The following is a 26,825-nucleotide window of genomic DNA, read 5'->3' as shown; positions in this document are numbered from 1 at the left end:
CTTCCGCCTGCGAAACCGGTTCAGCCGTAAACGCCGCGCACCAGCCTTTTGACGGCAGTGGCGATCTTGTCCCAGTCCCGGTCTGATTTCAGCGGTACACCGGCGAACTGGCCGCTGGTGGCAGCGGAAATGACGAGGTGCTGAATGGCGGCGAACAGTACGGCATTGACGGCCGCTGTATCCACCCCCTTCGGCGCCGCCAGCGAACCGCGCATCCGCTCCAGCCACTTGCCCAGCGATTTGGCGCGGGCTTCGGCAAGCTGTCTCACCTGCGGTGAACCGTCAGACACTTCCCAGGCAATGATCTTGCAGACGAGAGGATCGCTGCGTAGCGCATCCATGAAATAAAGCGCCAGCTTTTCCATGAGGTCGCCATAGGTCAAAAGGAACATGCCGCCGGTATCTTCCGGAATGCGATCCCTCACCCAGGAACCGAGGTCCTCGCCAATCGCCTCGATCAGGCCGTCGAGGCCGCCGAAATAACGGTAGATGAGCTGCTTGTCGCAGCCGGCGCGGCGGGCAACGGCATTGATGCCAAAACCCTGAAATCCCTCTTCGGCAAGCAGCGACCGCGCCGCATTAAAAATCGCCTTCTCGGTCTGAGCGCGATCCTTGATGCGTTTTTCCGGTCTGTCGGCTGAAATCGCCTCTGCGGTCGCCAGCATGATTCCCTACCCGTGTTTTGAAAGGCCTCTCTCAACGGGTTAACAAAGCATGAAGGGAAGAACAACGCGGCGGGGCGGATGAGGAGAAGGTTTTTGTGGATGAAGGTGACGCCATGCGTTTTCAGGCGCTGACATCTCCATAGTCAACCGGGAGATGCCGCTCGATTTCCATGGAATCATGAAGAATGCGACCGATGCCCACCAAATCGGGATTCAACACGCGATAAAGCAACAGATGCCTCGGATATTTAACCAGGCCGGTTTCACTTCTCGCCCTTTCCCGGCTGTAACGGAGATGGTAGCTGCGGACATCGTCTGCCACTTCCGGGCGGAGACTTGTTCCGGAGCGAAACGGATCCCGCGCAACATCACGCAGCGCCGTGACAAGCAATTTTTCGTAGCGTTTTCTAGCTGCGGCCCCAAATGTCGTGTGGGTCCATCCAAGAATTTCAATAATGTCCGATTGCGCGGCTTCGGACAGACGATACTTCGTCATGCCTTATCAGATTTGGCAAGGCGCGCTTCAGCGTCGCGCCCGAGAGCGGAAATGAAGTCGTCGAGATCATCATCCGCCACATCCGTAAAACGGCCTTGATCAAGGTCTGCGAAGCCCTGTTGCGCCGCAGCCCTCAAGGCTTCCAATCTGGTCACCTCAAGGCGCTCGCGCCTTTCGATCAATCGTAAGCCCTCGCGCATCACTTCGCTGGCATTTTGATAGCGGCCAGATTTAACGAGTTCGTCTATGATCTCTTCGTGATGCTGTGTCAGAACGACGTTACGCGTCGGCATCAGAGCCTCCACCAGATATTAGCGACGTCCAACAATACCACCGATTGGCATAATCTGCCAATATTACTCCAGCGCCATGCCGAACCATACGCTGCCCGGCGTTTCGTGGCTTTCAAGGCGTTTGAACCCGCGGGTTTCCCAGAAGCGCATGCCCGCATGGTTGCGTTCGCTGGCGCCGAGGTGGATGCCGTAGACGTTGTTCTGTCTCGCCATATCTAGCCAGCGCGACAGAAGCCGGGTGCCGCCGCCCTTGCCCTGCGTGCGCGGCAGGAGGTTCATGTGGATATGGGCCGGAAACGGATCGGTGAGCCAGGCGGGTGTGCGGCGCGGATGGTGGATGAACTGGGCGCGGCGCTGGTCGGCGTCCCATGTCTGCTGGTCGCCGCCGGGATCGGGATAAAGGCTGCGCAGATGCGGCCACCATTCCCGCTCCAGCCGCTCTTCGTGCACCGCCGTATCGAGTGCGCCGACGATATAACCGCACACACCTTCCTCATCCTCCGCCACGAAAACGGCATCAGGCCAGAGATGCAGATAGGGGACGGAATAGATATGCCCGACCATGCGGCCGTCATTGTAAAGGGCGGTGGCGTCCTGCCCGGCATCGCCGGTTGCAAGGCTTATGGCGTAGAGCGCGTCTTCATCCTCGGCGCGGGCGGAACGGAAGGTCAGCATTGGCAGCCGCCTTCCCTTGCCGCGCATCGATGCGCGAAAGTGTCACGACAGATCAGAACACGCTTTACGCCATTGCTGTTTTTCAAATCCGAGACCCCTCCCGCCGGGACTGCAAAACCTTCATCCGCAAGCATCGGTCAAGATGCAGGCGGATAAAGAAGATCGATTATATAATTCGGATCGAAGCGGGAATCGAGCATGCCGTAAGTATGCCGCCAGCCGCCCGCGAGACGGGTCTCGAGGAAGGCATCGGCAATCTTGCCGGCGCCGAGACGGCAAAGCTCGGCGGCAGCGGCCGCAAGCGCGAACTGCTCCACCAGCAGGCGGGCCGCTCCCTCGTCACGTTCGGCAAGGGCGATTGCGGCGCGCAGCACGTCGGTGGTCTTTTTGCCGGCTGCACCCAGATCGCGCTCCAGCGTCTGGAAGACGAGATCGAACAGATCCTTGCCGCGCTGGAGAACCCGCAGCACATCCAGCGCCATGACGTTGCCGGAGCCTTCCCAGATGGCGTTGACGGGCGCTTCGCGATAGTGGCGGGCAATCGGCCGCTCTTCCACGTAACCGTTGCCGCCAAGGCACTCCATGGCCTCATAGATAAGCGCCGGCGCAATCTTGCAGCACCAGTATTTCACGATGGGCGTCATCACCCGCGCATAGGCGGCCTCGGCCGGATTGTTGCGGGCGGCGTCGAATGCGGTCGCCAGCCGGAAGGAGAGCGCAGTGGCCGCCGCCACATCCAGTGCCATGTCGGCGAGAACACGCGTCATGATCGGCTGTGTGACCAGCATCTTGCCGAAAACAGAACGGCCTCGGGCATAATGCACGGCTTCGGCTAGCGAGGCGCGCATCATGCCGGCGGAGGCAAGCGCGCAATCGAGCCGCGTCAGCGTCACCATGTCGAGGATCGTACGGATGCCGCTGCCGGGATCGCCCAGCAGATAACCGAAGGCATCGGTGAATTCGACTTCGGCGGATGCGTTGGAGCGGTTGCCGAGCTTGTCCTTGAGGCGCTGGAAATGCAGGCCGTTCTTTGAGCCATCCTCCAGATAACGCGGCACGAGGAAGCAGCCCATGCCGTCGCCCATCTGGGCGAGCATGACGAAACCGTCGCTCATCGGCGCGGAGAGGAACCACTTGTGACCGGACAGGCGATAGATGCCCTCGCCCACCCGCTCCGCCGTGGTGCGGTTGGCGCGCACATCCGTGCCGCCCTGTTTTTCCGTCATGCCCATGCCAATGGTGACGGCGGTTTTCTGCAGGGCCGGTTTCTGCGAGGAATCATATTTGCGCGAGAGAATCTTCGGCGCCCATTCCTTCTGCACGCGCGGCGAAGCCATGATGGCGGCGACGGAGGCGCTGGTCATGGTGAGCGGGCAAAGATGCCCGGCCTCAAGCTGCGAGGTCAGGTAGAATTTGGTGGCGCGGGCCTTGTGCTCATTGCCGCGCGTATCAGGAGAATTTTCCCAAACGCTGGAATGCAGGCCTGACGACATGGAACGGCGCATCAGCGCATGCCAGGCGGGGTGGAATTCCACCTGATCCAGACGCTCGCCGCGTGGGCCGTGGGTATGCAGCTGCGGCACGCCCTGATTGGCCATGCGCGCCAGTTCCTGCGCCTCATGCGACGTGACGTAACGGCCGAGCTGGTCGAACTCATCCCTTAGATTGCGCGACAGGCCGGAAGTGAGGTCGACGATCAGCGGATCGGAACGATAGGCGTTGATACCGGACCAGAGGCTTGGCTGGTTCAGTTCGGCGAGCGTTTCTTCTGTCCGGGAATTCTGGGTCATCCGCTGCTTCTAGCTGTTTTGTACTGGCGTTGCATAGTGGGGTGATATTGCATAATTCCACCCGCAGGAAGCGATTGAGACGATTAAACCGCCGCTTTCAGCATTTTTCGGGAGTGATCCTGATTTAGGTATCCGGCCCGGCGAATGCCAAACACGTTTCCGGCAAGGTCAACGACAGTCCCCAAAAAAGCCGCGCAGAAGTTGCGGCAGCAACCGGCAGGCATGCGGATAAACGCATTCTCCATAATCTGCGGCCTGACGTGGAACCTGCGGCAGGCTTTTTCGGTTGGCGACTTTGCTGAACGGCTGCACAGGGAGGAGACCATGGAGGCCAGCGTAAGAAAGCTCTTCGAGCGATATGAGCGATTTTTCAACAAGTCCCTCAAGGGTGACATGGATATGGAGGAGGTCGCCTCCCTCTACGCCTCCGACTTCATCGCCGCCTCCCCCGCCGGGGTGATGACCGGAAAGAACGATGACCACTTGAAGCAGGTCATGATGAAGGGCTACGAGCGCTATCGAACGATCGGAACGAAGGAGATGCGGATACGCGCCATCCGTATCTCGCCCATCGACGATCATCATTGCCTCGCCCATGTTGCCTGGACGGCGACCTTTGATCGCAAGCGGCAACCGGATGTCGCAATCGATTTCGATGTTCATTACTTCGTCCAGAGGCTGGATGGGGCGCCGAAAGTTTTCGGCTGGGCGTCAGGCGACGAACAGGCGCTTTTGAAGGAGCATGGCATCGTCTGATGCCTGCGCCTTCCATCGTCGGGCGGTTTGTCCTCGAGGGTTGGGGAAACGTCGCCATGTTTTCATTTCAGGAGTTGCGGGCGCTTGCCCCGCGACCATGCAGTCTCTATAGAGCGCAGGACCGAATTCCGCCGCACTCCTGAGGCGTGTTCACAGCGAATGGGAGCGCGCGGATCAGCATTCGGGCGTTCCGGGCATTTTCACGGGAAAATGCGGCGCCCGTCAGGAGGCAAACCGCATGGTCTTCTTCCCCCATCGCCATCTCCTCGGCATCAAGGGGCTTTCCCATCAGGATATTACCCTGCTTCTCGACAAGGCCGACGAGGCGGTGAAAATCAGCCGCCAGCGGGAGAAAAAGACCTCGACGCTTCGGGGCCTGACGCAGATCAACCTGTTCTTCGAAGCCTCGACGCGCACGCAGTCCTCCTTCGAGCTTGCCGGAAAGCGCCTCGGTGCAGACGTGATGAACATGTCGGTCGGCAATTCCTCGGTGAAGAAGGGCGAAACGCTGATCGATACGGCGATGACGCTGAATGCCATGCGCCCGGATGTGCTGGTGGTGCGCCACTCTTCCGCCGGTGCCGCAGCGCTTCTAGCGCAAAAGGTCGCCTGCTCCGTCGTCAATGCCGGCGATGGCCAGCATGAGCACCCAACGCAGGCGCTGCTCGACGCACTGACCATCCGCCGCGCCAAAGGCGAACTATCAGGCATCACCGTGGCGATCTGCGGTGATGTTCTGCATTCGCGCGTTGCCCGCTCCAACATCATCCTGCTCAACCAGATGGGTGCGCGGGTTCGCGTCGTGGCCCCCGCCACGCTGCTGCCCTCCGGCATCCGCGACATGAGCGTCGAAGTCTTCCACGACATGAAGGAAGGGCTGAAGAACGCCGATGTGGTGATGATGCTGCGCCTGCAGCGCGAGCGCATGTCCGGCTCCTTCGTGCCTTCGGTGCGCGAATATTTCCATTATTACGGTCTGGATGCCGAAAAGCTGAAAGCGGCGAAGGAGGATGCGCTGGTCATGCATCCCGGCCCGATGAACCGCGGCGTGGAAATCGCCTCCGACGTGGCCGACGGTCCGCAGAGCGTGATCGAAAGCCAGGTGGAAATGGGGGTTGCCGTGCGCATGGCGGTCATGGAAACCCTGCTTGTCTCGCAAAATCAGGGTGAGCGCGTATGAGTGCCGTTACCGTTCTCAACAATCTCCGCATCGTCGATCCATCCCGGAATCTCGACGAGACCGGCAGTGTGATCATCGGCGCTGATGGCACCATTCTGGCGGCAGGCAAGGATGCGCATAATCAGGGCGCTCCCGAAGGGGCGACCGTTCGCGACTGCAAGGGTCTGCTGGCTGTTCCCGGTCTGGTGGACGCCCGTGTTTTCGTGGGTGAGCCTGGTGCCGAACACCGCGAAACCATCGAATCCGCCTCGCGCGCAGCAGCAGCCGGCGGCGTCACCAGCATCATCGTCATGCCCGATACCGATCCTGTTATCGATGACATCGCGCTGGTCGAATATGTGAAAAAGACGGCGCGCGACAAGGCGCTCGTCAATGTGCATCCCGCAGCAGCACTCACCAAGGGTCTAAATGGCGAGGAAATGACCGAATTCGGCATGCTGAAGGAAGCCGGCGCGGTGGCCTTCACCAACGGCCGCAAGGCGCTTTCCGACACGCTGGTGCTGCGCCGCGCCATGACCTATGCACGCGAACTGGGCGTAGTGATCGCGCTTGAGACGCGCGACAAATATATCGGCGGCGGTGACATGAACGAGGGGCTTTTCGCAAGCTGGCTCGGGCTGTCGGGCGTTCCGAAGGAAGCCGAGATCATCCCGCTGGAGCGCGACCTGCGCATTGCCGGGCTGACACAGGCGATCTACCACGCCGCCAAGATTTCCGTGCCCGAATCGGCGGAAGCGATCCGCGTTGCGCGGCAGCGGGGCGTTAAGGCCACCTGCGGCATCTCGATCAACCACCTCACGCTCAACGAGAACGATATCGGCGAGTACCGCACCTTCTTCAAGCTTTCGCCCCCGCTGCGCGCCGAAGACGACCGCAAGGCCATGGTGGAGGCACTGAAGGACGGCACCATCGACATTATTGTCTCCTCGCACGACCCGCAGGATGTCGACACCAAGCGGCTGCCGTTTTCGGATGCGGCGAGCGGCGCGGTCGGGCTTGAAACCCTGCTGGCGGCGGCGCTGCGCCTGCACCACAGCGGCGAAGTTCCGCTGATGCGGCTGATCGATGCGCTCTCCACCCGCCCGGCGAAGATTTTCGGACTGGATGCGGGAACGCTGAAGGCGGGCGCGAAGGCCGATATCACGCTGATCGACCTCGACGAGCCATGGCTCGTGGCAAAGGAGCAGCTGGTCTCGAAATCCAAGAACACCCCGTTCGAGGATGCCCGTTTCAGCGGCCGCGCGGTTGCCACTTATGTGGCTGGCAAAGCCGTTCATTCCTTGGCATAAGATCACCGACAGAGATCACGCGGCCAGCGCGACAGAGGGGACGTTTGAATGAGTGCTTTGACTGACTGGCAGACGGCGCCTGCCCTTCTCGCGCTTTCAGCGCTGATCGGCTATCTGTTCGGTTCCATTCCTTTCGGCCTCATTCTCACCCGCATGGCGGGGCTGGGTGACGTGCGCAAGATCGGCTCCGGCAACATCGGCGCGACCAATGTGCTGCGCACGGGCAACAAGAAGCTCGCCGCCGCAACCCTGCTGCTGGACGCGCTGAAGGGCACGGCGGCGGTGTTGGTCGCGAATGCGCTCTGGGGTTACGAAGCGTCGCTGGTCGCCGGTTTCTTCGCCTTCCTCGGCCACCTGTTTCCGGTGTGGCTCGGATTCAAGGGCGGCAAGGGTGTGGCAACCTATATCGGCGTGCTTTTGGGGGCCGCACCGCTGATGATGCTGGCCTTTGCGCTCATCTGGCTCGCAACCGCCTTCATCACCCGCTACTCGTCGCTGTCGGCGCTTTTGGCCATGCTGGTCATTCCCGTCGCCCTCTGGGTGCTCGGACCTGAAAAGACGGCTCTGCTGGTGACGCTGCTGAGTGCGATTTCATGGTGGAAGCACCGCGAGAACATCGCGCGCCTGCTGGCGGGCACTGAAAGCAGGATCGGGCAAAAGGGCTGAGGCCCATTTAAGGATGTGCCATGCCGCATGAGGAAACGACACGGCAGGGCATAGAGCTTTCCGCGCGGCAGCGGGTCGCGTGGCTCCGGCTGATCCGTAGCGACAATATCGGTCCCGTCACCTTCCGCGAACTCATCAATCATTTCGGCAGCGCCGAAAAGGCGCTCGATGCCCTGCCCGAGCTTTCAAGGCGCGGCGGCTCGTCGCGCAGTCCGCGCATCGCGACGCAAGCGGAGGCGGAACGCGAGATCGAGACCGCGGAGAAATTCGGCGCGCGTTTCGTCGGCATCGGCGAGCCCGATTACCCACCTGCCCTACGGCAGCTGGATGGCGCGCCGCCGCTGATCGCCATGAAAGGATCGGCAGCGACCGCGACAAGACCGAGCATCGGCATCGTCGGTTCGCGCAACGCCTCCATCAACGGCGCGAAATTCGCCGCCATGCTGGCGCGCGATTGCGGCCGCGCCGGCTATAGCATCGCTTCGGGGCTGGCGCGCGGCATCGATGCGGCCGCACACCGGGCAAGCATTGCAACCGGCACGGTTGCCATGCTGGCCGGCGGTCTCGACCGCCCCTACCCGCAGGAAAATTTCGGGCTTTTGCAGGAGATATATGACCAGGGCGGCGCGACGATCAGCGAAATGCCCTTTGGCTGGGAACCGCGCGCCCGCGATTTTCCCCGCCGCAACCGATTGATCGCCGGCGTCTCCCTCGGTGTCGTCATCGTCGAAGCGGCGGAGCGCTCCGGTTCGCTGATAACGGCAAGGCTTGCCGGAGAAGCGGGGCGGCTCGTTTTCGCCGTACCCGGCTCCCCGCTCGATGCCCGCTGCGAGGGCACCAACCGGCTGATCAAGGAAGGCGCGATGCTGACCACGGGCGCGGCCGATATTCTGGAAGCGCTGCGGCCGCTGATGGAGCCGCAATTGCCCTATGAACGCAAGATCGAGGAACCGAGATCCGACACGGAGATGTCACCACCAGGGGACGACGAGCGCAGCATCATCGCCGCCGCTCTCGGTCCCTCGCCTGTGGAAACGGACGATATCATCCGTCACACAGGTTTTTCCGCTGCAACCGTTCACCTGGTGCTGCTGGAGCTTGATATCGCCGGACGTCTAAACCGGCGTGCCGGGGGGCGTGTGTCGCTCTTCATCGCGGATTGACAGCTTGCGCCGTCCGCTCTGGATATCGCCGACTTCGACATAGGCCATCTCGATCAGATAACACAGCATGTCGGCCCCCTCACGGCTTGCGACCTGCCTCAGTTCCGCGAGCATCTGGCGAATGTAAGCCAAGTTCTCTCTGGTCCCTTCATTATCGGCATTATTGTTTGTTGCGTTGGGGACCATATATCTATCCTGCAAAATTTGCCTGAAACGAAGAGCAATAAGTCGATTCAAATGATGTTGCCCATCATAACCAATTTACCAAAGATTGCAATACAACAATAGATTATCCATAGGTTGCAATCACCTTGAAGCGATAAAATCGGCCTTGCCTCTTGACCCGCGCGCATTACCTGTCCATGTCGAAATATAAAGAAGGCGAATTGCGGCATTGCGCCGTGACCCGGCCACGTTAACGGACCAGTTCCAGAGAAAAACAATATGAATGTCGTCGTCGTAGAATCTCCTGCCAAAGCCAAGACGATCAACAAGTATCTTGGCTCGGGCTACAAGGTTCTTGCATCCTTTGGCCACGTCAGAGACCTTCCTGCCAAGGACGGATCGGTGCTGCCCGACCAGGATTTCGAAATGTCCTGGGAAGTCGATAGCGCATCCGCCAAGCGCATGAAGGATATTGCCGATGCGGTAAAATCCTCCGACGGCCTCATTCTCGCAACCGACCCGGATCGCGAAGGCGAGGCCATTTCCTGGCACGTTCTCGATCTTTTGAAGAAGAAGCGCGTCCTCGGTGACAAGCCGGTGAAGCGTGTGGTCTTCAACGCCATCACCAAAAAGGCCGTGCTGGACGCCATGGCGAACCCGCGCGACATCGACGTGCCGCTGGTCGACGCCTATCTTGCCCGCCGCGCGCTGGATTATCTGGTCGGCTTCAACCTGTCGCCCGTGCTGTGGCGCAAGCTGCCCGGCGCGCGTTCCGCCGGCCGCGTTCAGTCGGTTGCGCTGCGTCTCGTCTGCGACCGCGAATCCGAAATCGAACGTTTCGTCTCTGAGGAATACTGGAACATCAGCGCGCTTCTGAAGACACCGCGCGGTGACGAGTTCGAAGCCAAGCTGGTTTCGGCCGATGGCAAGCGCCTGCAAAGCCGCTCGATCAAGACCGGAGACGATGCGAACCGGCTGAAGGCGCTGCTGGAAGGCGCGAGCTATGTGGTCGAAAGCGTCGAGGCGAAACCGGTCAAGCGCAATCCCGGCCCGCCCTTCACCACTTCGACGCTGCAGCAGGCGGCCTCCTCGCGCATGGGCTTTTCCGCCTCGCGCACCATGCAGGTGGCGCAGAAGCTTTACGAAGGCATCGATATCGGCGGCGAGACCGTCGGTCTGATCACCTACATGCGTACCGACGGCGTGCAGATGGCCCCGGAAGCGATCGATGCCGCCCGCCGCGCCATTGGCGAGCAGTTCGGTGGCCGTTACGTGCCGGAAAAGGCGCGTTTCTATTCCACCAAAGCCAAGAACGCCCAGGAAGCGCACGAAGCTATCCGCCCGACCGATTTCAACCGCACGCCGGATCAGGTGAAGCGTTACCTCGATCCCGATCAGCTGCGTCTTTATGACCTGATCTGGAAGCGCGGCATAGCGAGCCAGATGGCCTCGGCGGAAATCGAGCGGACGACGGTGGAAATCCTCGCCAGCAATGGCGGCGAAAAGGCAGGCCTGCGCGCCGTCGGCTCTGTCATCCGCTTCGACGGCTTCATCGCCGCCTATACCGACCAGAAGGAAGATGGCGAACAGAGCGATGACGGTGACGACGAAGGCCGTCTGCCGCCGATCAACGAGCGCGAGAACCTCGCCAAGCAGAAGATCAATGCCAGCCAGCACTTCACCGAGCCGCCGCCGCGTTATTCGGAAGCCTCGCTGATCAAGAAGATGGAAGAACTCGGCATCGGCCGTCCTTCCACCTATGCGGCGACGCTGAAGACGCTGAGCGACCGTGAATATATCGTCGTCGACAAGCGCAAGCTGGTGCCGCATTCGCGCGGCCGGCTGGTGACGGCTTTCCTCGAAAGCTTCTTTACCAAATACGTCGAATATGATTTCACCGCCGCGCTTGAAGAAAAGCTCGACCGGATTTCCGCCGGCGAACTGGACTGGAAGCAGGTGCTGCGCGATTTCTGGAAGGATTTCTTCGCCCAGATCGAAGACACCAAGGAACTGCGTGTCACCAACGTTCTGGATGCGCTGAACGAGGTTCTGGCGCCGCTGGTCTTCCCCAAGCGCGAGGACGGCTCCGATCCGCGCATCTGTCAGGTTTGCGGCACCGGCAATCTTTCGCTGAAGCTCGGCAAATACGGCGCTTTCGTCGGTTGCTCCAACTATCCGGAATGCAACTACACCCGCCAGTTGACCTCGGACGGTTCGGAAGCCGAAGCTGCGGCTTCGAACGAGCCGAAGGCGCTGGGTGCCGATCCGATGACCGGCGAGGAGCTGACGTTGCGGTCCGGCCGTTTCGGGCCCTATATCCAGCGCGGCGACGGCAAGGAGGCCAAGCGCTCCTCGCTGCCCAAGGGCTGGAAGCCTGAAGATATCGACCACGAAAAGGCGCTGGCGCTCATCAACCTGCCGCGCGATATCGGCAAGCATCCGGAAACCGGCAAGATGATTTCCGCCGGCCTCGGCCGCTACGGGCCGTTCCTGTTGCATGACGGTTCCTATGCGAACCTCGAAAGCATCGAGGACGTGTTCTCTATCGGCCTCAACCGTGCCGTGACTGTCATTGCCGAAAAGCAGAGCAAGGGACCGGGTCGCGGCCGCAGCGGCACGCCCGCGGCGCTGAAGGAGCTGGGCGACCATCCCGATGGCGGCGCGATCACCGTTCGCGACGGGCGTTATGGCGCTTACGTCAACTGGGGCAAGGTCAACGCCACCATTCCGAAGGGTCAGGACCCGGCTTCCGTGACGCTGGACGAGGCGCTGGTGCTGATTGCCGAGCGCATCGCCAAGACCGGCACCGGCGGCAAGCCTGCCAAGGGCAGGAAGACAACTGCCAAGAAGGCCGATGGTGACGCCGCAGCAAAGCCCAAGGCGACCAAGGCCAAGGCGGCAACGAAGAGCAAGACGGCCGCCAAGCCGAAGGCAGCGGCCAAACCCAAGAAGGCAGCAGAGTGAGCAAAGCGCCGCGTCAGAGACAGGGTTCCGCCAGCGACGGTTTCGGACGCACCGGGCGCGGCAAGCGGGTCAGTGAAGGTGAAGGCATCATCCATGGCGAGGTGCCGTCCCGCGAGGTGCTGCTGAAATTCATCGCCGACCATCCGCAACAGGCCTCCAAGCGGGAAATCGCCAAGGCTTTCGGGCTGAAAGGCGAGAACCGCGTCGTTCTCAAAGCGCTGCTGAAAGAGCTTGAAGCCGACGGCATGGTGCAGAAGAGCCGCAAGTCGCTGACGCGGCCGGGCGGCCTGCCGCCGGTCACGGTTCTCGAAATCACTACCCGTGACAAGGACGGCGAATTGATCGGCCGGCCGGCGGAATGGCCCGAGGATCAGGGCGCGGCGCCGGCCGTGCTCATCCGCCAGTCATCGCAGGATCGCGGCAAGAAGGCCCCGGCGGCGGGTCTTGGCGACCGCATTCTGGCGAAAATCTTCCCCTCCAAGGAAAGCTCCGGCCCGGCCTATACGGCCCGCGTCGTAAAGCTGATCGACCGCCGGCAGAATGCTCTGCTCGGCGTGTTCAAGGAGACGGCCGGCGGCGGCGGACGGCTGATGCCGATCGACCGGCGCGGCGAGGAAATGGTCATCGACCCCGATGGCGTCGGCGATGCAAAAGACGGCGATCTGATCGAGGTGGAAACCTCGCGCAACAGCGGTCGTTACGGGCTGACGCGCGCCAAGGTTCTGTCGGTCATCGGCTCCGTTGCCTCGGAAAAGGCGATCTCGATGATCGCGATCCATTCGCACGGTATTCCGCATATCTTCTCCTCGAACGTTCTTGCCGAGGCGGATGCCGCCAAGGCGGCCAGCATGTCGCACCGCGAGGACTGGCGCGACCTGCCGCTCATCACCATCGATCCGGCCGACGCCAAGGACCATGACGATGCGGTCTATGCCGAGCCCGACACTTCGCCCGACAATCCTGACGGTGTCATCGTCACCGTCGCCATTGCCGATGTCTCCTGGTATGTGCGTTCCGGTTCGCCGCTGGACCGCGAAGCGCTGAAACGCGGTAACTCCGTCTATTTCCCCGACCGCGTCGTGCCGATGCTGCCGGAGCGCATTTCCAACGATCTCTGCTCGCTGAAGGAAGGCGTCGACCGCCCTGCCCTTGCGGTGCGGATGATCTTTTCGAAGGAAGGTCGCAAGGCCGGCCACACCTTCCACCGCATCATGATGAAGAGCGCTGCCAAGCTCTCCTACAGCCAAGCTCAGGCGGCCATCGACGGACGGCCGGATGACAAGACAGGTCCGCTGCTGGAGCCGATCCTGAAGCCGCTATGGCACGCCTATGCGGTGATGAAGCGCGGCCGCGACCGCCGCCAGCCGCTGGAACTCGACATGCCGGAGCGCAAGATCCTGCTTCGGCCCGACGGTACGGTGGACAAGGTCGTCATTCCCGAACGCCTCGACGCGCATAAGCTGATCGAGGAAATGATGATCCAGGCGAATGTCGCCGCCGCCGAGACGCTGGAAAAAAAGAAGCAGCCGCTGGTCTATCGCGTCCACGATGCGCCCACGCTTTCCAAGCAGGAAGTGCTGCGCGAATTCCTCGGCACCATCGGCATTTCCATGGCCAAGGGTGCGGCGATGCGCGCCAATTCCTTCAACGGCATTCTGGCCCGCGCGCTCGATACGCCGCACCAGATCATGGTCAACGAGATGGTGTTGCGCAGCCAGAGCCAGGCGATCTACAGCCCGGAGAATATCGGCCATTTCGGCCTCAACCTGATGAAATATGCGCATTTCACCTCGCCGATCCGCCGTTATGCCGACCTCATCGTGCATCGCGCGCTGGTGGGGTCGCTTGGCCTCGGCGAAGGCGGCATCACGCCGCAGGAAGAGGCGACGCTGGACGATATCGCCGCCGAAATCTCGACCTTTGAGCGCCGCGCCATGGCTGCCGAACGCGACACCATCAACCGGCTGATCGCGCATCATCTCTCCGAACGGGTGGGCGAAGAATTCGAGGGCCGTGTTTCCGGTGTCACCAAGGCGGGACTTTTTGTCGCGCTTCCGCAATTTGGCGCGGACGGCTTCGTTCCTATATCTACACTCGGAACCGACTATTTCCTTTACGATGAGGCCCATCAGGCCCTGACAGGAGAGAAGACGGGCCTCGGATACCAACTTGGCGACACGGTTCAGGTGCGGCTTGCGGAAGCGGTGCCTTTGGCAGGTGCGCTTCGTTTCGATATGCTGAGCCCGGGGCGCAAGATGCCGGTCGGCTCGCGGTCGTTCCACAAGGCAGGCCGGCGGACATCGCGTCCTGCCGCAAAGCCCGGAACGCGACCGCCCAGAAGGCGACGATAACAAGACCGCTTCAGGCGGTTGAAAAACGGGAGAAGGACTTTAGGATGAGTGCACATCAGGGCTCGGAAACAGTCACCTTCGGAGACGATAGCGCGGAACGGCCGCTTGGCCGCTCGATCATGCGGGGAATGGCCAATCGCTGTCCTGCGTGCGGCAGCGGACGCCTGTTCCGGGCCTTTCTGAAGCCGGTGGACGCCTGTGCCGCCTGCGGCGAAGAAATGCACCACCACCGGTCCGATGACCTGCCGCCCTATATTTCCATCGTCATCATCGGCCATATTGCCGTCGGCGGTTTCATGATGACCGATATGGTGTTTTCCGTTCCCATGTGGGTGCATTTCGCCATCTGGGTGCCGATCACCATTCTCGCAGCACTTTTGACGCTGCAACCCATCAAGGGCGGTGTCATTGGCCTGCAATGGGCGCTGAAGATGCACGGCTTCGACCGAAAACAGCAAAAAGCGCAGATCGACGGCTCGTCTCACTGACGGCGGGCGGGATCTTGCACGTGACTCAGCTTCCCCGGCGTGCCGAAACGGCGAGCGCGCCCATGCGGCCGCGCGACGCCGCCTCCATCATTCTGTTCGACCGCTCCGGCTCGCAGCTCAGGGTGCTGATGGGCCAGCGCAGCAGCGCCCATGTCTTCATGCCGGGCGCCTATGTGTTTCCCGGCGGCAAACGCGATCCGCGCGACCATGCGCTGCCCTTTTCCAGCGATCTGCATCCCGCCGTCCTCCACAGCCTCACCGCCTCCGCGGCGCGGCGGCTGAGCGCTGCCGGCGCGAGAGCGTTGGCGCTTGCCGCCGCGCGCGAGCTTTTCGAGGAAACCGGCGTGGATCTCGGCTTGAGCACCAGGGGTCCCGATCTTTCCCGTTTCCGATATGTGGCCCGCGCCATCACCCCACCCGGCAATGTGCGGCGCTACGACACGCGATTCTTCTGCTGTTATGCCGACGAATTGCGGCTGGATACCCGGCTAACCCGTGATTCCGACGAGTTGCACAATGTGCAATGGCTTGACATGACAGACCTTTCCGGTCTGAACATGCCGAAAATCACGCGCACGGTTCTCGAAGATGTCACAAAACTCATGATAGGTGATCCCTCATTGCCCTTTGAAAGCCCCGCGCGGCTCTATGTCACGCGCCACGGCCGGTTCATTCGAGACTTTGTATAAAGGCCGTCATGTCACAAATGAAATGCGAAGAAGCGGACGCCATTCACTGGCCCTCACTGATCGCCGCCATTTCCGCCATCAGTGCGGTGGGCGTCGCCATCGGCCTTGGCCTTCCGCTCCTGTCGATCATCCTTGAGAAGCGCGGCATCTCTTCCACCATGATCGGGGTGAATTCGGCCATGGCCGGCGTCGCGGCGATGATGGCGGCCCCCGTGACCACCAAGATCGCCCATGATTTCGGCGTAGCGCGAACCATGCTGTTCGCAGTCGTCGTTTCGGCGCTGAGCGCGCTCGGTTTTTACTTCGCCGAAGCCTTCTGGATGTGGTTTCCGCTGCGAATCGTTTTCCACGGCGCCACCACCACGCTTTTCATTCTCTCCGAATACTGGATCAACATGACCGCGCCGCCCAGAAAACGCGGCATGGTTCTCGGCATCTATGCCACCGGCCTTGCGGTCGGCTTCGCGGTCGGTCCGCTACTGTTTTCCGTGGTCGGCAGCGAAGGCATATTGCCGTTTCTGGTCGGCGCGGCGATCATCCTGCTCGCCGCGATCCCGATCTTCATGGCGCGCGGCGAAAGCCCGGAGCTGGACGAACGGCCCAACCACCATTTCGTCCGTTATGTCTGGCTGGTGCCCATGGCGTCCGCGGCGGCCTTCGTCTTCGGTTCGGTGCAGGCCGGCGGCCTTTCGCTGTTTCCGATCTATGCGACGCGGGAAGGCTTCAACGAATCGCAGGCAGCGCTTCTCCTCACCGTGATGGGTATCGGCAATATGGTCTTCCAGATACCGATCGGCCTGCTTTCGGACCGGATGAAGGACCGGCGTACGATGCTGGGGCTGATGGCCTTTGCCGGCGTCTGCGGCACACTGGCGCTGCCTTTCCTGGTGGAAAGCTGGCTTCTGGTGGCGGCCCTGCTGCTGTTCTGGGGCGGGCTGGTCTCCGGCATGTATACTGTCGGCCTCACCCATCTCGGATCGCGCCTGAAAGGCGCCGATCTGGTCGCCGCCAATGCCGCCTTCATCTTCTGTTACGCCGTCGGCACGATTGCGGGGCCGCAGGCCGTGGGCATTTCCATGGACCTTGCCGGAACCGACGGCTTTGCCTGGTCGCTGGCGGTATTTTTCGGGCTTTACGTGGTGCTTTATATCGTCCGTTTTGTTTTCCGGGCAAAACAGGCTTGACTTTTCAGGCGCGATACGTAGTTTCGCGCCAGATTTAGCCGAGGTGAGAAGCGCCTGCGGCTTCTCTTTTGTTTAAAGGCAGGACGACCATGGCGAAAGCTACAACAATCAAGATCAAGCTGCTGTCGACAGCCGACACCGGTACCTTCTACGTCACCACCAAGAACAGCCGTACGTTCACGGACAAGATGACGAAGACGAAGTACGACCCGGTTGTACGCAAGCACGTTGAATTCAAGGAAACCAAGATCAAGTAATTTCTTGATCGGTCTCCGACAAAAGCGCGCCCAACGGGCGCGTTTTTTGTTTGTGCCGAAGGAAGAGGCTGCCATCAGCCTTGTCGCGCCCAGAGGCTTTTCAGACGGCCAATAAGGCCCGCCTCCCCGCTTCCCCGGAAATTGCCGCCGTCACTGGCAAAGCGCGCGATCAGCCATGGGTAAGTCCGACCATATGGCCTGATGCCCCATCCGCCGCCGCAATCATTCAGATGCTAGGAAGAAGTATCCCAAGGGCTACACATCCGCCCCTGCCCCGTATCACGACCTCGCACATGACGTGAACGGAGACGACCGCACAAGCCGCTACGCTGCGACACGCACACCACGAAGAGGCAATTTTCGGGAAGAAGGCGGTCGGCCAACGATGCGATTACGGCACGAGGAACCGATTCGGACATCGTCAGCCGACCGACCCCACGATTCAGGAGATGCGGCGGACCTGAGCATCATGGGGCATTCAAACTACGCAATACCAGCCCCTGACGAGCGAAATCGCGACGGCTAAAGCCGCTATCATTCATCATCACAAGACGGATAAACCGCCGGAAGAACTGTTACTCTCAATAGGAGTGTGCGCAGAAGTAAAATAAAAATCAACAAATTCTTAAGCCAGAGATACATCACCTGGGAAACATGGTTAAGTATACAAAGCTGGTACACTATAGTTGCCGGAGAGATTGAATTCAACGTATTTTTCAACTTGAACTCTATTTATATCGTCAATCTACATCTTTTCATTGCAAAGCGATAAAATACGTCCAAGGTCAATGGCTTGCAGTCTTGCGACGGCCGCCCCGTATTCCCGAACAACTATTTCGCCGGGATATGACGGAGAGATTGCGCAATATTTTATGCAATCCGCCGCTAACGCTCAGGCAGCGGCAGCAACGACGCGGTTGCGGCCGGCGTGTTTCGCCTCGTAGAGCGCCTTGTCCGCCTGCTTCAGGATTTCGTCCGGCGCGCCGAAGGCGCCGCTGCTGGTCGCAATGCCGAGGGAGGCGGTAATGCTCAATTCCCGGTCGATGGAACGAACATAAAAAGGCTTGTCCTCGACTATCGCCCGCAGGCGCTCGGCGACGCTTGCCGCAAGCTCCATCGGCGTATCGGGCATGACGACGACGAACTCCTCCCCGCCATAACGGCAGGCGAGATCCGCGCCGCGCACCGTGCTGCGGATGCGCGCTGCAAATTCCCGCAGCACCTCATCGCCGACATCGTGACCATAGGTATCGTTGACCAGCTTGAAGCGGTCTATATCGGTCATGCAGATCGAAATCGGGCGGCCGCGAACGGCAGCACGGTCGAAGAGTATCTTGAGGTGGTTGTCGAGGTAACGGCGATTGTTGAGGCCAGTCAGCCCGTCGACAATGGCGAGTTCCATCGTGTGCTGGAGATTGAGCCGCAGATGTTCGTTGTAGCGCTTGCGCCTGATCTGCGTCAGCGAGCGCGCGACGAGTTCGTTCGGATCGATCGGGCGGAGAATGTAATCATTCACGCCAAGATCGAGCGCCCGCGCCACCATATCGTCCGCCCCCTGCTCCGCCACCAGAAGCAGCGGCAGGAAACGGGTGCGTTCCAGCGAGCGAAGCTGCGAGCACAGCCGCAGCGGATCGTAATTCTCAAAATTGGAATTGACGATGACGAGCTCGAACGGATTGCCCGCAGCTTTGAGCAGCGCCGCCTGCGGCTCTGTGACGGCATCGACCTCGGCAACCGGCTTCAGCGCCCGCACGATACGTTCCTGCGAGCTGGCGCGGCCATCCGCAACCAGCACGCGGCCGGGCGTCTGCATCAGGCCATCGCTGCGCAGCATTTCTTCGATGCCGATCTGGCGTGCGGTTTCGGCACGCAGCCGCAATTCGTCGCTGACGGCCTTGAGGCGCACGAGGCTTTTGACACGGGCGATGAGTTGAAGGTCATTGACCGGTTTGGTGAGAAAATCGTCGGCGCCGGCCTTGAGGCCGCGCACGCGGTCTGACGGCTGATCGAGCGCCGTGACCATCACCACCGGAATATGGGCGGTATTCGGATTGGCCTTCAGCCTTTCGCAGACCTCGAAACCATCCATGCCCGGCATCATGATATCGAGCAGGATGATATCGACCTGTTCTTCGTCGCAGATCGCCAGCGCTTTGAAACCATCCTCGGCGGTGACGACATCGAAATATTCCGCCAGAAGACGGGCTTCGAGAAGCTTCACATTGGCCGGAATATCGTCAACAACCAGAACTCTCGCCGTCATAACCGTTCCCCAGTCGCCTCACGCATCGCCCAGATAAGTCTTGATGACTTCGATGAACTTCGGAACGGAAATCGGCTTCGACACATAGGCCTCGCATCCGCCCTGACGGATCCGTTCCTCGTCGCCCTTCATGGCGAAAGCCGTGACCGCGATGACCGGAATGACATGCAGCTCGTCATCTTCCTTCAGCCACTTCGTCACCTCCAGCCCCGAGACTTCCGGAAGCTGGATATCCATGAGGATGAGGTCCGGGCGGTGCTTGCGGGCGAGATCGAGCGCTTCCATGCCGTTGCGCGTCTGGATGGTCGTATAACCGGACGCCTCGATCAGGTCGCGAAAGAGCTTCATGTTCAGCTCGTTGTCTTCGACTATCATGACCTGCTTGGGCATGGTGAGCAGTCCCCGTTTCGCTTTGAAACCTTCATCCAGACATATAAGTTGCCAGAGAACCGATTCCATCGTCCATTTGTTGCGCAAGGCTAGAGGGATTTGGTTTCAAAATAGGTAACTTCGGGGAAGAAATGCTGCGCGATACGAAAAACAAAGGCAATGCCGGCCAGGATCCGCAAGAAACGGCAGCCGCCATACTTGGTTGGCTGGCAAACGAGCCGGAAATGCTGGCGCGTTTTCTGGCGCTGAGCGGGTTGCAGGCCAATATGCTGCGCCAGGCCGTCAACGACCCCGGCTTTCTTGCAGGCCTCACCGATTTTCTGATGAGCCATGAACCCGACCTGATGGCGTTTTGCGCCGCGACCGATACTTCTCCCGAAACAGTGGCGGCCGCCTGGCACCACTTTTCCGGGCCGGGGCTGGATTCAGGCGTGTATTGATGGGGTGCCCCCTTGAGCCGTTGTCACGGCCGGAGTATGGTCGGCAACGTTCTGGTTTTGTTTTCGCCCCATGTCCACGTCGCAACCTTATGATCCCGGTTTTTGCCGCGACTGTCTGGCCGGCCAGCCAGAGGGGCTGAGGCGTTGCCGCGCCTGTGGCAGCCCGCGGCTTGTTTATCATGCCGAACTCTACGATCTGAGCATTGCCCATATCGACTGCGACGCCTTTTATGCCTCCGTTGAAAAACGGGACAACCCGGAACTGGCCGACAAGCCTGTGATCGTTGGCGGCGGCAAACGTGGGGTGGTTTCCACCGCCTGTTATATCGCCCGCATTCACGGCGTTCGCTCCGCCATGCCCATGTTCAAGGCGCTGGAAGCCTGTCCTGACGCCATCGTCATCAAGCCGGATATGGAAAAATACAGCCGTGTCGGACGCGAAATCCGGGCGATGATGCAGGAATTGACGCCGCTGGTGCAGCCGCTTTCCATAGACGAGGCGTTTCTCGATCTTTCCGGCACCGAGAAGCTGCATCACGATCCACCGGCCCGTGTGCTGGCAAAATTCGCTAGGCGCGTGGAAAAGGAAGTGGGCGTGACCGTTTCAGCCGGGCTTTCCTACTGCAAATTTCTGGCCAAGGTCGCGTCCGACCTGCAAAAGCCGCGCGGCTTTTCGGTGATCGGCGAAACGGAGGCGCTGTCCTTTCTGGCGACACGACCGGTGACGACCATCTGGGGGGTGGGCAAGGCCTTTGCGGCGACGCTGGAGGCGGACGGTATCCGCATGATCGCGCAGCTGCAGGAGATGGAGGAAAGCGAGCTGATGCGCCGCTATGGCGTGATGGGGCAACGCCTCTTCCGGCTTTCGCGCGGCATTGACGAGCGGCATGTGCACAATAACGACCCCGTCAAAAGCGTCTCTTCCGAAACCACATTCTTCAACGATATTTCCCGCCATGAGGATCTGGTGCCGATCCTGCGCTCGCTTTCCGAAAAGGTTGCCTGGCGGCTAAAGAAGAGCGGCATTGCCGGCCAGACGGTGGTGCTGAAGATGAAGACGGCAGACTTCAAGTTGCGCACCCGCAACCGCAAGCTGGACGACCCCACGCAGCTTGCCGACCGGATTTTCCGCACCGGCCTTTCGCTGCTGGAAAAGGAAACGGACGGCACCAAGTTCCGCCTCATCGGCATCGGGGTCAGCGATCTGCGCGATGCAGGTCTCGCCGATCCGCCCGATCTCGTCGACAAACAGGCGGGGCGCCGGGCTGCGGCGGAAGCGGCGATGGACAAGCTGCGCGACAAGTTCGGCAAGGGCAGCGTCGAGACCGGCTATACGTTCGGAACGCGCAAATAACAGTTGCGGGATTGTGTGACAGGTCGCGCAATCGTGCGCTCGCCGCCTCGCGCCGGATATATTTTAGATTTTACACAAATTAGTGATGTTGCGAATGAGCGGTCCTTAAACTTCATTAAACTTCGCGTGATTGAGTGAGGCAAGTTTTGTACATGTGGTGTATTGCGTCATGTCCCTCCGCCTCCGTCTTATGGCTGGCATGCTGTCGGCCAGCATTCTTGCCTTTCCGGCGCTTGCCGCTGACAGCAGGTCCCTGCAGATACTGGTATCGAAAAGCGACCAGTCGCTTTCGCTTTATGAGAACGGCGAAATCGTCGCCACCTCGGAAGTCTCCACCGGCAAGGCCGGACATGAGACACCGAGCGGCATCTTCTCGATTCTGGAAAAGCGCAAATACCACGAGTCGAATATCTACTCGGCCGCACCCATGCCCTTCATGCAGCGGCTGACATGGTCCGGCATCGCGCTGCACGAAGGCAAGGTGCCGAACTATCCGGCCTCGCACGGCTGCGTGCGCCTGCCGTCCAAATTCGCGAAGTCTCTCTTCGGAGACACCAAGACCGGCGTGCATGTCATCATCACCGACCGGCCGGTCTCGCTGCGCTTTGTGCAGCATCCGGCGCTGTTTCAGCCGCGCGACGATGCCGATGACGGCAAGCTGCTTCTTTCGGATGTGGAATTGCGCCCGGCGACTTTCGATGCGGCTTTGGGGACGGTCGAGGTTGCCGTCAATGAAAAGACCCAGGCCCTCAAGCCGGCGGCAAAGACCAGGGAGCCCTCGCCCCTGCGCATTCTCATCACCCGGCGCGGCGAGCGGGAAAAGGTGATGGATATTCAGACCGTTTTGACCCGCCTCGGCTTCGATGCCGGTTCAGCCGATGGTTATGCCGGGGAAATGACGATCAGCGCCATCAATGGTTTCAAGCGCTGGAAGGGGCTGAAAACCACCGGCCCGCTTCTGACCGACGCCTTCGTGACGGCGCTTTATGCCTCGGCCGGTGAGGACCACCCACCGACTGGCCAGATCATGGTGCGGCAGGATTTCAAGCCGCTGTTCGAAGCAGCCATCGACATCAAGGACCCGGAAGTCGCGCTCGGAACCCATTTCTTCGAAGCCGTGTCCGTGGATCGCGCCGCCGGAACTGCCGAATGGAACGGCGTGACGCTGGAAAACCATCTGCCGGCGGCGGCCCGCAAGCGGCTCGGCATCTCCGTTACCGAAGCCCCGGGCGGTTTCGATCAATTGAGCGCCGTGCTCGGCCGCCTCGAAATTCCCACGGAAATACGCAGCCGGATCGAGCAGGAGCTTTCAAGCGGCAGCTCGATCACCGTTTCCGATATCAGTCACCAGCTGGAGACAGGCACTGGAACGGACTTCATTACCGTGACCAAAGAAGGGCCGGTATGAGCGACGTGTGAGGCTTGAGGCCTCACACCAGTTCCACATCGACGACACCGGGCGCGGAGCGCAGCGCAGCGGCGATTTCCGGCGAGATGCGGTATTTCTCCGTCAGCTCCACCTCGATCTCGCGGCTGCCCTCATCCTTGATGACGATGAAATAGACCGAGCCATCGCCTTTCGTATTGAGGTGGCGGGCCACCGTTTTCAGCGGGCCGGAATCGCGCACATAAACACGCAACGCCTTCTGCATCTGCACGGATTTCTCTTCCAGCGACTGCGCCGTCTGGATACGCAGACCGATGCCTTCCGGACGCTCCTCCGCCTGCACGGTGATGACCAGCGATTTGCCGACCTCGAGCAGATCGCGGAACTGGCCGAGCCCTTCGGAAAACAGCACCGCCTCATATTGGCCCGATGCGTCCGAGAAGGTGACGATGCCCATCTTGTTGCCGGTGCGGGTCTTGCGCTCCTGCTTGCCTGTCACGGTGCCGGCCAGACGCCCGGCAGTCGCGCCCTGTTTCACCGCGGCGGAAAAATCGGCGAAATTCTGCACCCGCAGCTTTTCCAGCACCGGGCGGTAGGTATCGAGCGGATGGGCGGTGAGGTAAAAACCGAGCACCTGATACTCGCGCAGCAGCTTTTCCGAGGCAAGCCAGGGCTGGAAGGCGGGAAGGATGAGCTTTTCCGGGCCGCTTCCACCACCGGAGCCAAACATGTCCGACTGTCCAATGGCGCGGTTGTTCTGCGCCATCTGCGCATAACCGATGATACGATCCAGCCCGCCGATCAGTTCGGCGCGGTCGCGGCCGAAACAATCGAAGGCGCCGGCATTGATGAGGCTTTCCAGTACACGCCGGTTGATCTGCTTGGGATCGATGCGCAGGCAGAAATCCTCAAGGCTCGTGAACGGCTTGCCGTCGCGTACCTGGACGATGTGTTCCACCGCCCCCTCGCCCACGCCCTTGATGGCGGCGAGCGAATAATAGATGCGGTTCTCGCCCGTCTCGAATTGCCGGAAAGAAGTCTGTACCGAAGGTGCCACGACCTCGATGCCAAGGCGGCCGGCATCCTGGCGGAAATCATTGAGCTTTTCCGTGTTCGCCATATCGAGCGTCATGGAGGCCGCCAGGAACTCCACCGGATAATGCGCCTTCATATAGGCGGTCTGGTAGGACACGATGGCGTAGGCCGCAGCATGGCTCTTGTTGAAGCCGTAATTGGCGAATTTCGCGAGAAGGTCGAAGATGGTGTTGGCCTGCGGCTTCGAGACGCCGTTCTTGATGGCGCCATCCACGAAACGTTCGCGCTGCTTGTCCATCTCCTCCTTGATCTTCTTGCCCATGGCGCGGCGCAGAAGATCGGCTTCGCCGAGTGAATAACCGGAGAGAACCTGGGCGATCTGCATCACCTGTTCCTGGTAGACGATAACGCCCTGCGTTTCCTTGAGCAGATGGTCGATGGTCGGATGGATCGATTCCAGTTCCTCCTCGCCATGTTTGCGGGCGTTGTACACCGGAATGTTTTCCATCGGGCCGGGGCGATAAAGCGCCACCAGCGCGATGATGTCCTCGATGCAGTCGGGCCGCATGCCGATCAGCGCCTTGCGCATGCCCGCACTTTCCACCTGGAACACGCCGATGGTTTCGCCGCGCGAGAGCATCTCGTAGGTTTTGGCGTCATCCAGCGGAATCGCCGCGAGATCGACCTTGATGCCGCGCTTGGCAACAAAATCGACGGCCACCTTCAGCACCGTCAGCGTCTTCAGGCCGAGGAAGTCGAATTTGACGAGGCCGGCGCTTTCCACCCATTTCATGTTGAACTGGGTGACCGGCATATCCGAGCGCGGATCGCGATACATCGGCACCAGCTTCGACAGCGGGCGGTCACCGATGACGATACCGGCGGCGTGGGTGGAGGCGTGGCGGTAAAGCCCTTCGATCTTCTGGGCGATATCCAGAAGGCGGGCAACCACCGGCTCCTTGTCCGCCTCTTCCTGCAGGCGCGGCTCTTCTTCGATCGCTTTCGACAGGGGTGTCGGGTTGGCCGGGTTGTTGGGCACCAGCTTGCAGATCTTGTCCACCTGCCCATAGGGCATTTCCAGCACGCGGCCGACGTCGCGCAGGGCCGCGCGCGCCTGCAACGAACCGAAGGTGATGATCTGCGCCACTTGCTCGCGGCCATATTTGGCCTGCACGTAACGGATCACCTCTTCGCGACGGTCCTGGCAGAAGTCGATATCGAAGTCGGGCATCGAAACGCGTTCGGGATTGAGGAAACGTTCGAACAGCAGCGAGAAGCGCAGAGGATCGACATCGGTAATCGTGAGCGCATAAGCGACAAGCGAGCCCGCACCCGAACCGCGGCCCGGCCCGACCGGAATATCGTGCTGCTTGGCCCATTTGATGAAGTCGGCAACGATCAGGAAGTAACCGGGGAACTTCATGCGCGAGATGACGCCGAGTTCGAAATCCAGCCTGTCGCGATAGTCCTGCTCGGTATAGCCGGCCGCCATGCCGAGCGCCGCCAGCCGCTGATCCAGCCCCTCCACCGCCTGGCGGCGAAGCTCTTCGGCTTCGGCGTGTTCCGCCGCCTCGGGGTCGTCGCTGGCGCCGGTGAAACGCGGCAGGATCGGCCCGCGCTTCTTCAGCACATAGGAGCAGCGCAGCGCGATCTCGACGGTGTTTTCCAGCGCCTCGGGAAGATCGGCAAACAGCGCCGCCATTTCCTGTCGACTTTTGAGGTAATGATCGGGCGTGAGCCGGAACCGGCTGTCATCGGAGACGATGGCGTTATGCGCCACTGCCATCAGCGCATCATGCGCCTCATAATCGGCCTTGGAGGGGAAAAACGCCTCGTTGGTGGCAACCAGCGGAATATCATGGTCATAAGCAAGGCCAATCATGCGCCGCTCATGGGAACGGTCATAACCGGACTGGCGCTGCAATTCGATATAAAGCCTATCACCGAAGAGTGACTTCAGCGTCAGCAGCCGTTCTTTCGCCTGGGCAGCATGACCTTCCTTCAAGGCCATATCCACCGGACCGCCGGAAGCGCCCGTCAGCGCGATCAGGCCGGCATTGGAGGCTTCCTCCAGCCATGCACGGGTAATATGCACGGAATGGCCGCTGCCCTCGCCTTCCAGATAGGCGCGGCTGACGATATCCACCAGCCGCTCGTAACCTTCGGCATTGGCCGCCAGCAGAACGATGGCGGGAAGTTTCTGAAGGTGGCTGTTGTGGTTGCGGCGGTCCTCCGCCGCATCCTGCATGTCGATCGACAACTGGCAGCCGATGATGGGCTGCAAACCTTCATCGCGCGCCTTTTCGGAAAATTCCAGCGCGACAAAGAGGTTGTTGGTATCGGTAATGGCAATGGCCGGCTGGCCGTCCGCGACGGCCTTGGACATGATTTTCTTGAGGGGCAAGGCCCCCTCAAGCAGGGAATAGGCGGAATGGACCCGCAAATGGACGAAACCGGGAGTTTTCAGCGTTTCGCCAGAGGTCTCTCCACGCACAACCGCATCGCCCATGTCATCATCCTGTCATTCTGAATCGAGGGGGCGATTTTCCGATTTCCGGCGCTCAAAGTCCACCGCTTTACGGCGTCCATACAGGTTTCTGCGCCGGCGTGCCCTTCACAGGGCGGTGAGGATCACCGAAAAGCTGGCTACGAAGACAGCGATGGAGGCAAAAGCGGCAACGTCACGGATGAAATCAGTCATTGGTCTCTCCTTACTCGTTATGTTCCAACTTTGTTCTCATTTTGTTCGATTGTCAACAGGGTTTTGCTGATATTCCCCTTGCTAATGCCGCAGAATCGCCTTCGGTTCCCGCGTGGGGAACAGCAAGCCACTGACTCCAAAACGAAAAAACCCGGAGGTAAAAACACCCCCGGGTTCGGAAAAA

23 protein-coding genes are annotated in these 26,825 nt (G+C 60.6%); 14 read left to right on the top strand and 9 right to left on the bottom strand.

The genetic code is table 11. The annotated features are described in order from the left end of the window. Nucleotides 1-20: 20 nt before the first annotated feature. From PIB16_RS04745 to PIB16_RS04725, 5 genes are all read right to left on the bottom strand, one after another. Complete coding sequence (locus PIB16_RS04745) at nt 21-665, bottom strand: TetR/AcrR family transcriptional regulator (protein ID WP_125145948.1); 645 nt, start codon at nt 663-665, stop codon at nt 21-23. A gap of 121 nt (nt 666-786) precedes the next feature. Next, nucleotides 787-1,161 carry a type II toxin-antitoxin system RelE/ParE family toxin gene (locus PIB16_RS04740; RefSeq protein ID WP_220318430.1) on the bottom strand — a complete coding sequence of 125 codons (375 nt, stop codon included), beginning with the start codon at nt 1,159-1,161 and terminating at the stop codon, nt 787-789. Further along, a complete protein-coding gene (locus PIB16_RS04735) occupies nt 1,158-1,454 on the bottom strand; it encodes a type II toxin-antitoxin system ParD family antitoxin (RefSeq protein WP_271045086.1) in 297 nt (98 codons plus the stop codon). Before PIB16_RS04735 ends, PIB16_RS04740 begins: the two co-directional genes overlap by 4 nt. Before the next feature lie 63 nt (nt 1,455-1,517). After that, entirely contained in the window at nt 1,518-2,129 is a 612-nt protein-coding gene (locus PIB16_RS04730; RefSeq protein WP_020808933.1) for a GNAT family N-acetyltransferase, read from the bottom strand. A 137-nt stretch (nt 2,130-2,266) separates the two neighbouring features. After that, entirely contained in the window at nt 2,267-3,919 is a 1,653-nt protein-coding gene (locus PIB16_RS04725) for an acyl-CoA dehydrogenase family protein (RefSeq protein ID WP_020808932.1), read from the bottom strand. 324 nt (nt 3,920-4,243) lie between these two features. Between PIB16_RS04725 and PIB16_RS04720 the strand changes: the two genes are divergently transcribed. From PIB16_RS04720 to dprA, 5 genes are all read left to right on the top strand, one after another. Then, nucleotides 4,244-4,675: a hypothetical protein gene (locus tag PIB16_RS04720; protein WP_031233434.1), complete on the top strand. Its 432-nt coding sequence runs from the start codon at nt 4,244-4,246 to the stop codon at nt 4,673-4,675. 238 nt (nt 4,676-4,913) lie between these two features. Further along, on the top strand, nt 4,914-5,855 hold the full coding sequence (locus tag PIB16_RS04715; protein ID WP_003521487.1) for an aspartate carbamoyltransferase catalytic subunit: 942 nt from the start codon (nt 4,914-4,916) through the stop codon (nt 5,853-5,855). Then, entirely contained in the window at nt 5,852-7,144 is a 1,293-nt protein-coding gene (locus PIB16_RS04710; protein ID WP_271045085.1) for a dihydroorotase, read from the top strand. Before PIB16_RS04715 ends, PIB16_RS04710 begins: the two co-directional genes overlap by 4 nt. Nucleotides 7,145-7,192: 48 nt before the next feature. After that, complete coding sequence (gene plsY / locus PIB16_RS04705; RefSeq protein ID WP_020808929.1) at nt 7,193-7,810, top strand: glycerol-3-phosphate 1-O-acyltransferase PlsY; 618 nt, start codon at nt 7,193-7,195, stop codon at nt 7,808-7,810. A gap of 20 nt (nt 7,811-7,830) precedes the next feature. Beyond that, entirely contained in the window at nt 7,831-8,973 is a 1,143-nt protein-coding gene (gene dprA / locus PIB16_RS04700; protein ID WP_271045084.1) for a DNA-processing protein DprA, read from the top strand. On the opposite strand, the gene PIB16_RS04695 is transcribed toward dprA, so the two are convergent. Next, nucleotides 8,926-9,159 (bottom strand): hypothetical protein, encoded by a 234-nt coding sequence (locus PIB16_RS04695; RefSeq protein WP_271045083.1) that lies wholly within the window; start codon nt 9,157-9,159, stop codon nt 8,926-8,928. The two genes, dprA and PIB16_RS04695, sit on opposite strands and share 48 nt — an antisense overlap. Before the next feature lie 258 nt (nt 9,160-9,417). Here PIB16_RS04695 and topA point away from each other — a divergent pair, with 258 nt between their 5' ends. From topA to rpmG, 6 genes are all read left to right on the top strand, one after another. Then, nucleotides 9,418-12,102 (top strand): type I DNA topoisomerase, encoded by a 2,685-nt coding sequence (topA, locus tag PIB16_RS04690; RefSeq protein WP_174039080.1) that lies wholly within the window; start codon nt 9,418-9,420, stop codon nt 12,100-12,102. Then, entirely contained in the window at nt 12,099-14,453 is a 2,355-nt protein-coding gene (gene rnr / locus PIB16_RS04685) for a ribonuclease R (RefSeq protein WP_271045082.1), read from the top strand. Before topA ends, rnr begins: the two co-directional genes overlap by 4 nt. Before the next feature lie 44 nt (nt 14,454-14,497). After that, nucleotides 14,498-14,941 (top strand): DUF983 domain-containing protein, encoded by a 444-nt coding sequence (locus tag PIB16_RS04680; protein WP_059752697.1) that lies wholly within the window; start codon nt 14,498-14,500, stop codon nt 14,939-14,941. A gap of 62 nt (nt 14,942-15,003) precedes the next feature. Further along, on the top strand, nt 15,004-15,630 hold the full coding sequence (locus PIB16_RS04675) for an NUDIX hydrolase (protein ID WP_271045124.1): 627 nt from the start codon (nt 15,004-15,006) through the stop codon (nt 15,628-15,630). Between the two features lie 17 nt (nt 15,631-15,647). Beyond that, nucleotides 15,648-16,814, top strand: a complete 1,167-nt coding sequence (locus PIB16_RS04670) for an MFS transporter (RefSeq protein ID WP_271045123.1) — start codon at nt 15,648-15,650, stop codon at nt 16,812-16,814. Between the two features lie 89 nt (nt 16,815-16,903). After that, entirely contained in the window at nt 16,904-17,071 is a 168-nt protein-coding gene (gene rpmG / locus PIB16_RS04665; RefSeq protein ID WP_003496403.1) for a 50S ribosomal protein L33, read from the top strand. Between the two features lie 892 nt (nt 17,072-17,963). Here rpmG and PIB16_RS04660 read toward each other — a convergent pair. Continuing rightward, entirely contained in the window at nt 17,964-19,334 is a 1,371-nt protein-coding gene (locus PIB16_RS04660; RefSeq protein ID WP_020810655.1) for a PleD family two-component system response regulator, read from the bottom strand. A gap of 18 nt (nt 19,335-19,352) precedes the next feature. Then, the gene (locus PIB16_RS04655; protein WP_003521498.1) at nt 19,353-19,724 is read right to left on the bottom strand and encodes a response regulator; all 372 of its coding nucleotides are present in this window, start codon (nt 19,722-19,724) and stop codon (nt 19,353-19,355) included. 131 nt (nt 19,725-19,855) lie between these two features. Between PIB16_RS04655 and PIB16_RS04650 the strand changes: the two genes are divergently transcribed. The 3 genes from PIB16_RS04650 to PIB16_RS04640 all read left to right on the top strand — a co-directional run bounded on the left by PIB16_RS04650 (nt 19,856) and on the right by PIB16_RS04640 (nt 22,926). After that, complete coding sequence (locus tag PIB16_RS04650; RefSeq protein WP_003521499.1) at nt 19,856-20,164, top strand: DUF3572 domain-containing protein; 309 nt, start codon at nt 19,856-19,858, stop codon at nt 20,162-20,164. 70 nt (nt 20,165-20,234) lie between these two features. Continuing rightward, the gene (locus tag PIB16_RS04645; protein ID WP_104679371.1) at nt 20,235-21,518 is read left to right on the top strand and encodes a DNA polymerase IV; all 1,284 of its coding nucleotides are present in this window, start codon (nt 20,235-20,237) and stop codon (nt 21,516-21,518) included. Nucleotides 21,519-21,687: 169 nt separating this feature from the next. Then, nucleotides 21,688-22,926, top strand: a complete 1,239-nt coding sequence (locus tag PIB16_RS04640) for a L,D-transpeptidase family protein (protein ID WP_271045081.1) — start codon at nt 21,688-21,690, stop codon at nt 22,924-22,926. 22 nt (nt 22,927-22,948) lie between these two features. On the opposite strand, the gene dnaE is transcribed toward PIB16_RS04640, so the two are convergent. After that, nucleotides 22,949-26,449, bottom strand: a complete 3,501-nt coding sequence (dnaE, locus tag PIB16_RS04635) for a DNA polymerase III subunit alpha (RefSeq protein ID WP_271045080.1) — start codon at nt 26,447-26,449, stop codon at nt 22,949-22,951. Between the last annotated feature and the right edge of the window lie 376 nt (nt 26,450-26,825).

The organism is Agrobacterium sp. ST15.13.015 (genome assembly GCF_027871645.1).
Classification (GTDB): Bacteria; Pseudomonadota; Alphaproteobacteria; order Rhizobiales; family Rhizobiaceae; genus Agrobacterium; species Agrobacterium leguminum.
Note: the sequence above shows the minus strand (reverse complement) of the source record. Positions and strands in the feature narration are given on the sequence as shown.

Bases quoted from the DNA above. Each gene is read 5' to 3' on its own strand.
- PIB16_RS04745 (WP_125145948.1), bottom strand. From the start codon at position 665: ATGCTGGCGACCGCAGAGGCGATTTCAGCCGACAGACCGGAAAAACGC.
- PIB16_RS04740 (WP_220318430.1), bottom strand. From the start codon at position 1,161: ATGACGAAGTATCGTCTGTCCGAAGCCGCGCAATCGGACATTATTGAA.
- PIB16_RS04735 (WP_271045086.1), bottom strand. From the start codon at position 1,454: ATGCCGACGCGTAACGTCGTTCTGACACAGCATCACGAAGAGATCATA.
- PIB16_RS04730 (WP_020808933.1), bottom strand. From the start codon at position 2,129: ATGCTGACCTTCCGTTCCGCCCGCGCCGAGGATGAAGACGCGCTCTAC.
- PIB16_RS04725 (WP_020808932.1), bottom strand. From the start codon at position 3,919: ATGACCCAGAATTCCCGGACAGAAGAAACGCTCGCCGAACTGAACCAG.
- PIB16_RS04720 (WP_031233434.1), top strand. From the start codon at position 4,244: ATGGAGGCCAGCGTAAGAAAGCTCTTCGAGCGATATGAGCGATTTTTC.
- PIB16_RS04715 (WP_003521487.1), top strand. From the start codon at position 4,914: ATGGTCTTCTTCCCCCATCGCCATCTCCTCGGCATCAAGGGGCTTTCC.
- PIB16_RS04710 (WP_271045085.1), top strand. From the start codon at position 5,852: ATGAGTGCCGTTACCGTTCTCAACAATCTCCGCATCGTCGATCCATCC.
- plsY (WP_020808929.1), top strand. From the start codon at position 7,193: ATGAGTGCTTTGACTGACTGGCAGACGGCGCCTGCCCTTCTCGCGCTT.
- dprA (WP_271045084.1), top strand. From the start codon at position 7,831: ATGCCGCATGAGGAAACGACACGGCAGGGCATAGAGCTTTCCGCGCGG.
- PIB16_RS04695 (WP_271045083.1), bottom strand. From the start codon at position 9,159: ATGGTCCCCAACGCAACAAACAATAATGCCGATAATGAAGGGACCAGA.
- topA (WP_174039080.1), top strand. From the start codon at position 9,418: ATGAATGTCGTCGTCGTAGAATCTCCTGCCAAAGCCAAGACGATCAAC.
- PIB16_RS04680 (WP_059752697.1), top strand. From the start codon at position 14,498: ATGAGTGCACATCAGGGCTCGGAAACAGTCACCTTCGGAGACGATAGC.
- PIB16_RS04675 (WP_271045124.1), top strand. From the start codon at position 15,004: ATGCGGCCGCGCGACGCCGCCTCCATCATTCTGTTCGACCGCTCCGGC.
- PIB16_RS04670 (WP_271045123.1), top strand. From the start codon at position 15,648: ATGAAATGCGAAGAAGCGGACGCCATTCACTGGCCCTCACTGATCGCC.
- rpmG (WP_003496403.1), top strand. From the start codon at position 16,904: ATGGCGAAAGCTACAACAATCAAGATCAAGCTGCTGTCGACAGCCGAC.
- PIB16_RS04660 (WP_020810655.1), bottom strand. From the start codon at position 19,334: ATGACGGCGAGAGTTCTGGTTGTTGACGATATTCCGGCCAATGTGAAG.
- PIB16_RS04655 (WP_003521498.1), bottom strand. From the start codon at position 19,724: ATGCCCAAGCAGGTCATGATAGTCGAAGACAACGAGCTGAACATGAAG.
- PIB16_RS04650 (WP_003521499.1), top strand. From the start codon at position 19,856: ATGCTGCGCGATACGAAAAACAAAGGCAATGCCGGCCAGGATCCGCAA.
- PIB16_RS04645 (WP_104679371.1), top strand. From the start codon at position 20,235: ATGTCCACGTCGCAACCTTATGATCCCGGTTTTTGCCGCGACTGTCTG.
- PIB16_RS04640 (WP_271045081.1), top strand. From the start codon at position 21,688: ATGTCCCTCCGCCTCCGTCTTATGGCTGGCATGCTGTCGGCCAGCATT.
- dnaE (WP_271045080.1), bottom strand. From the start codon at position 26,449: ATGGGCGATGCGGTTGTGCGTGGAGAGACCTCTGGCGAAACGCTGAAA.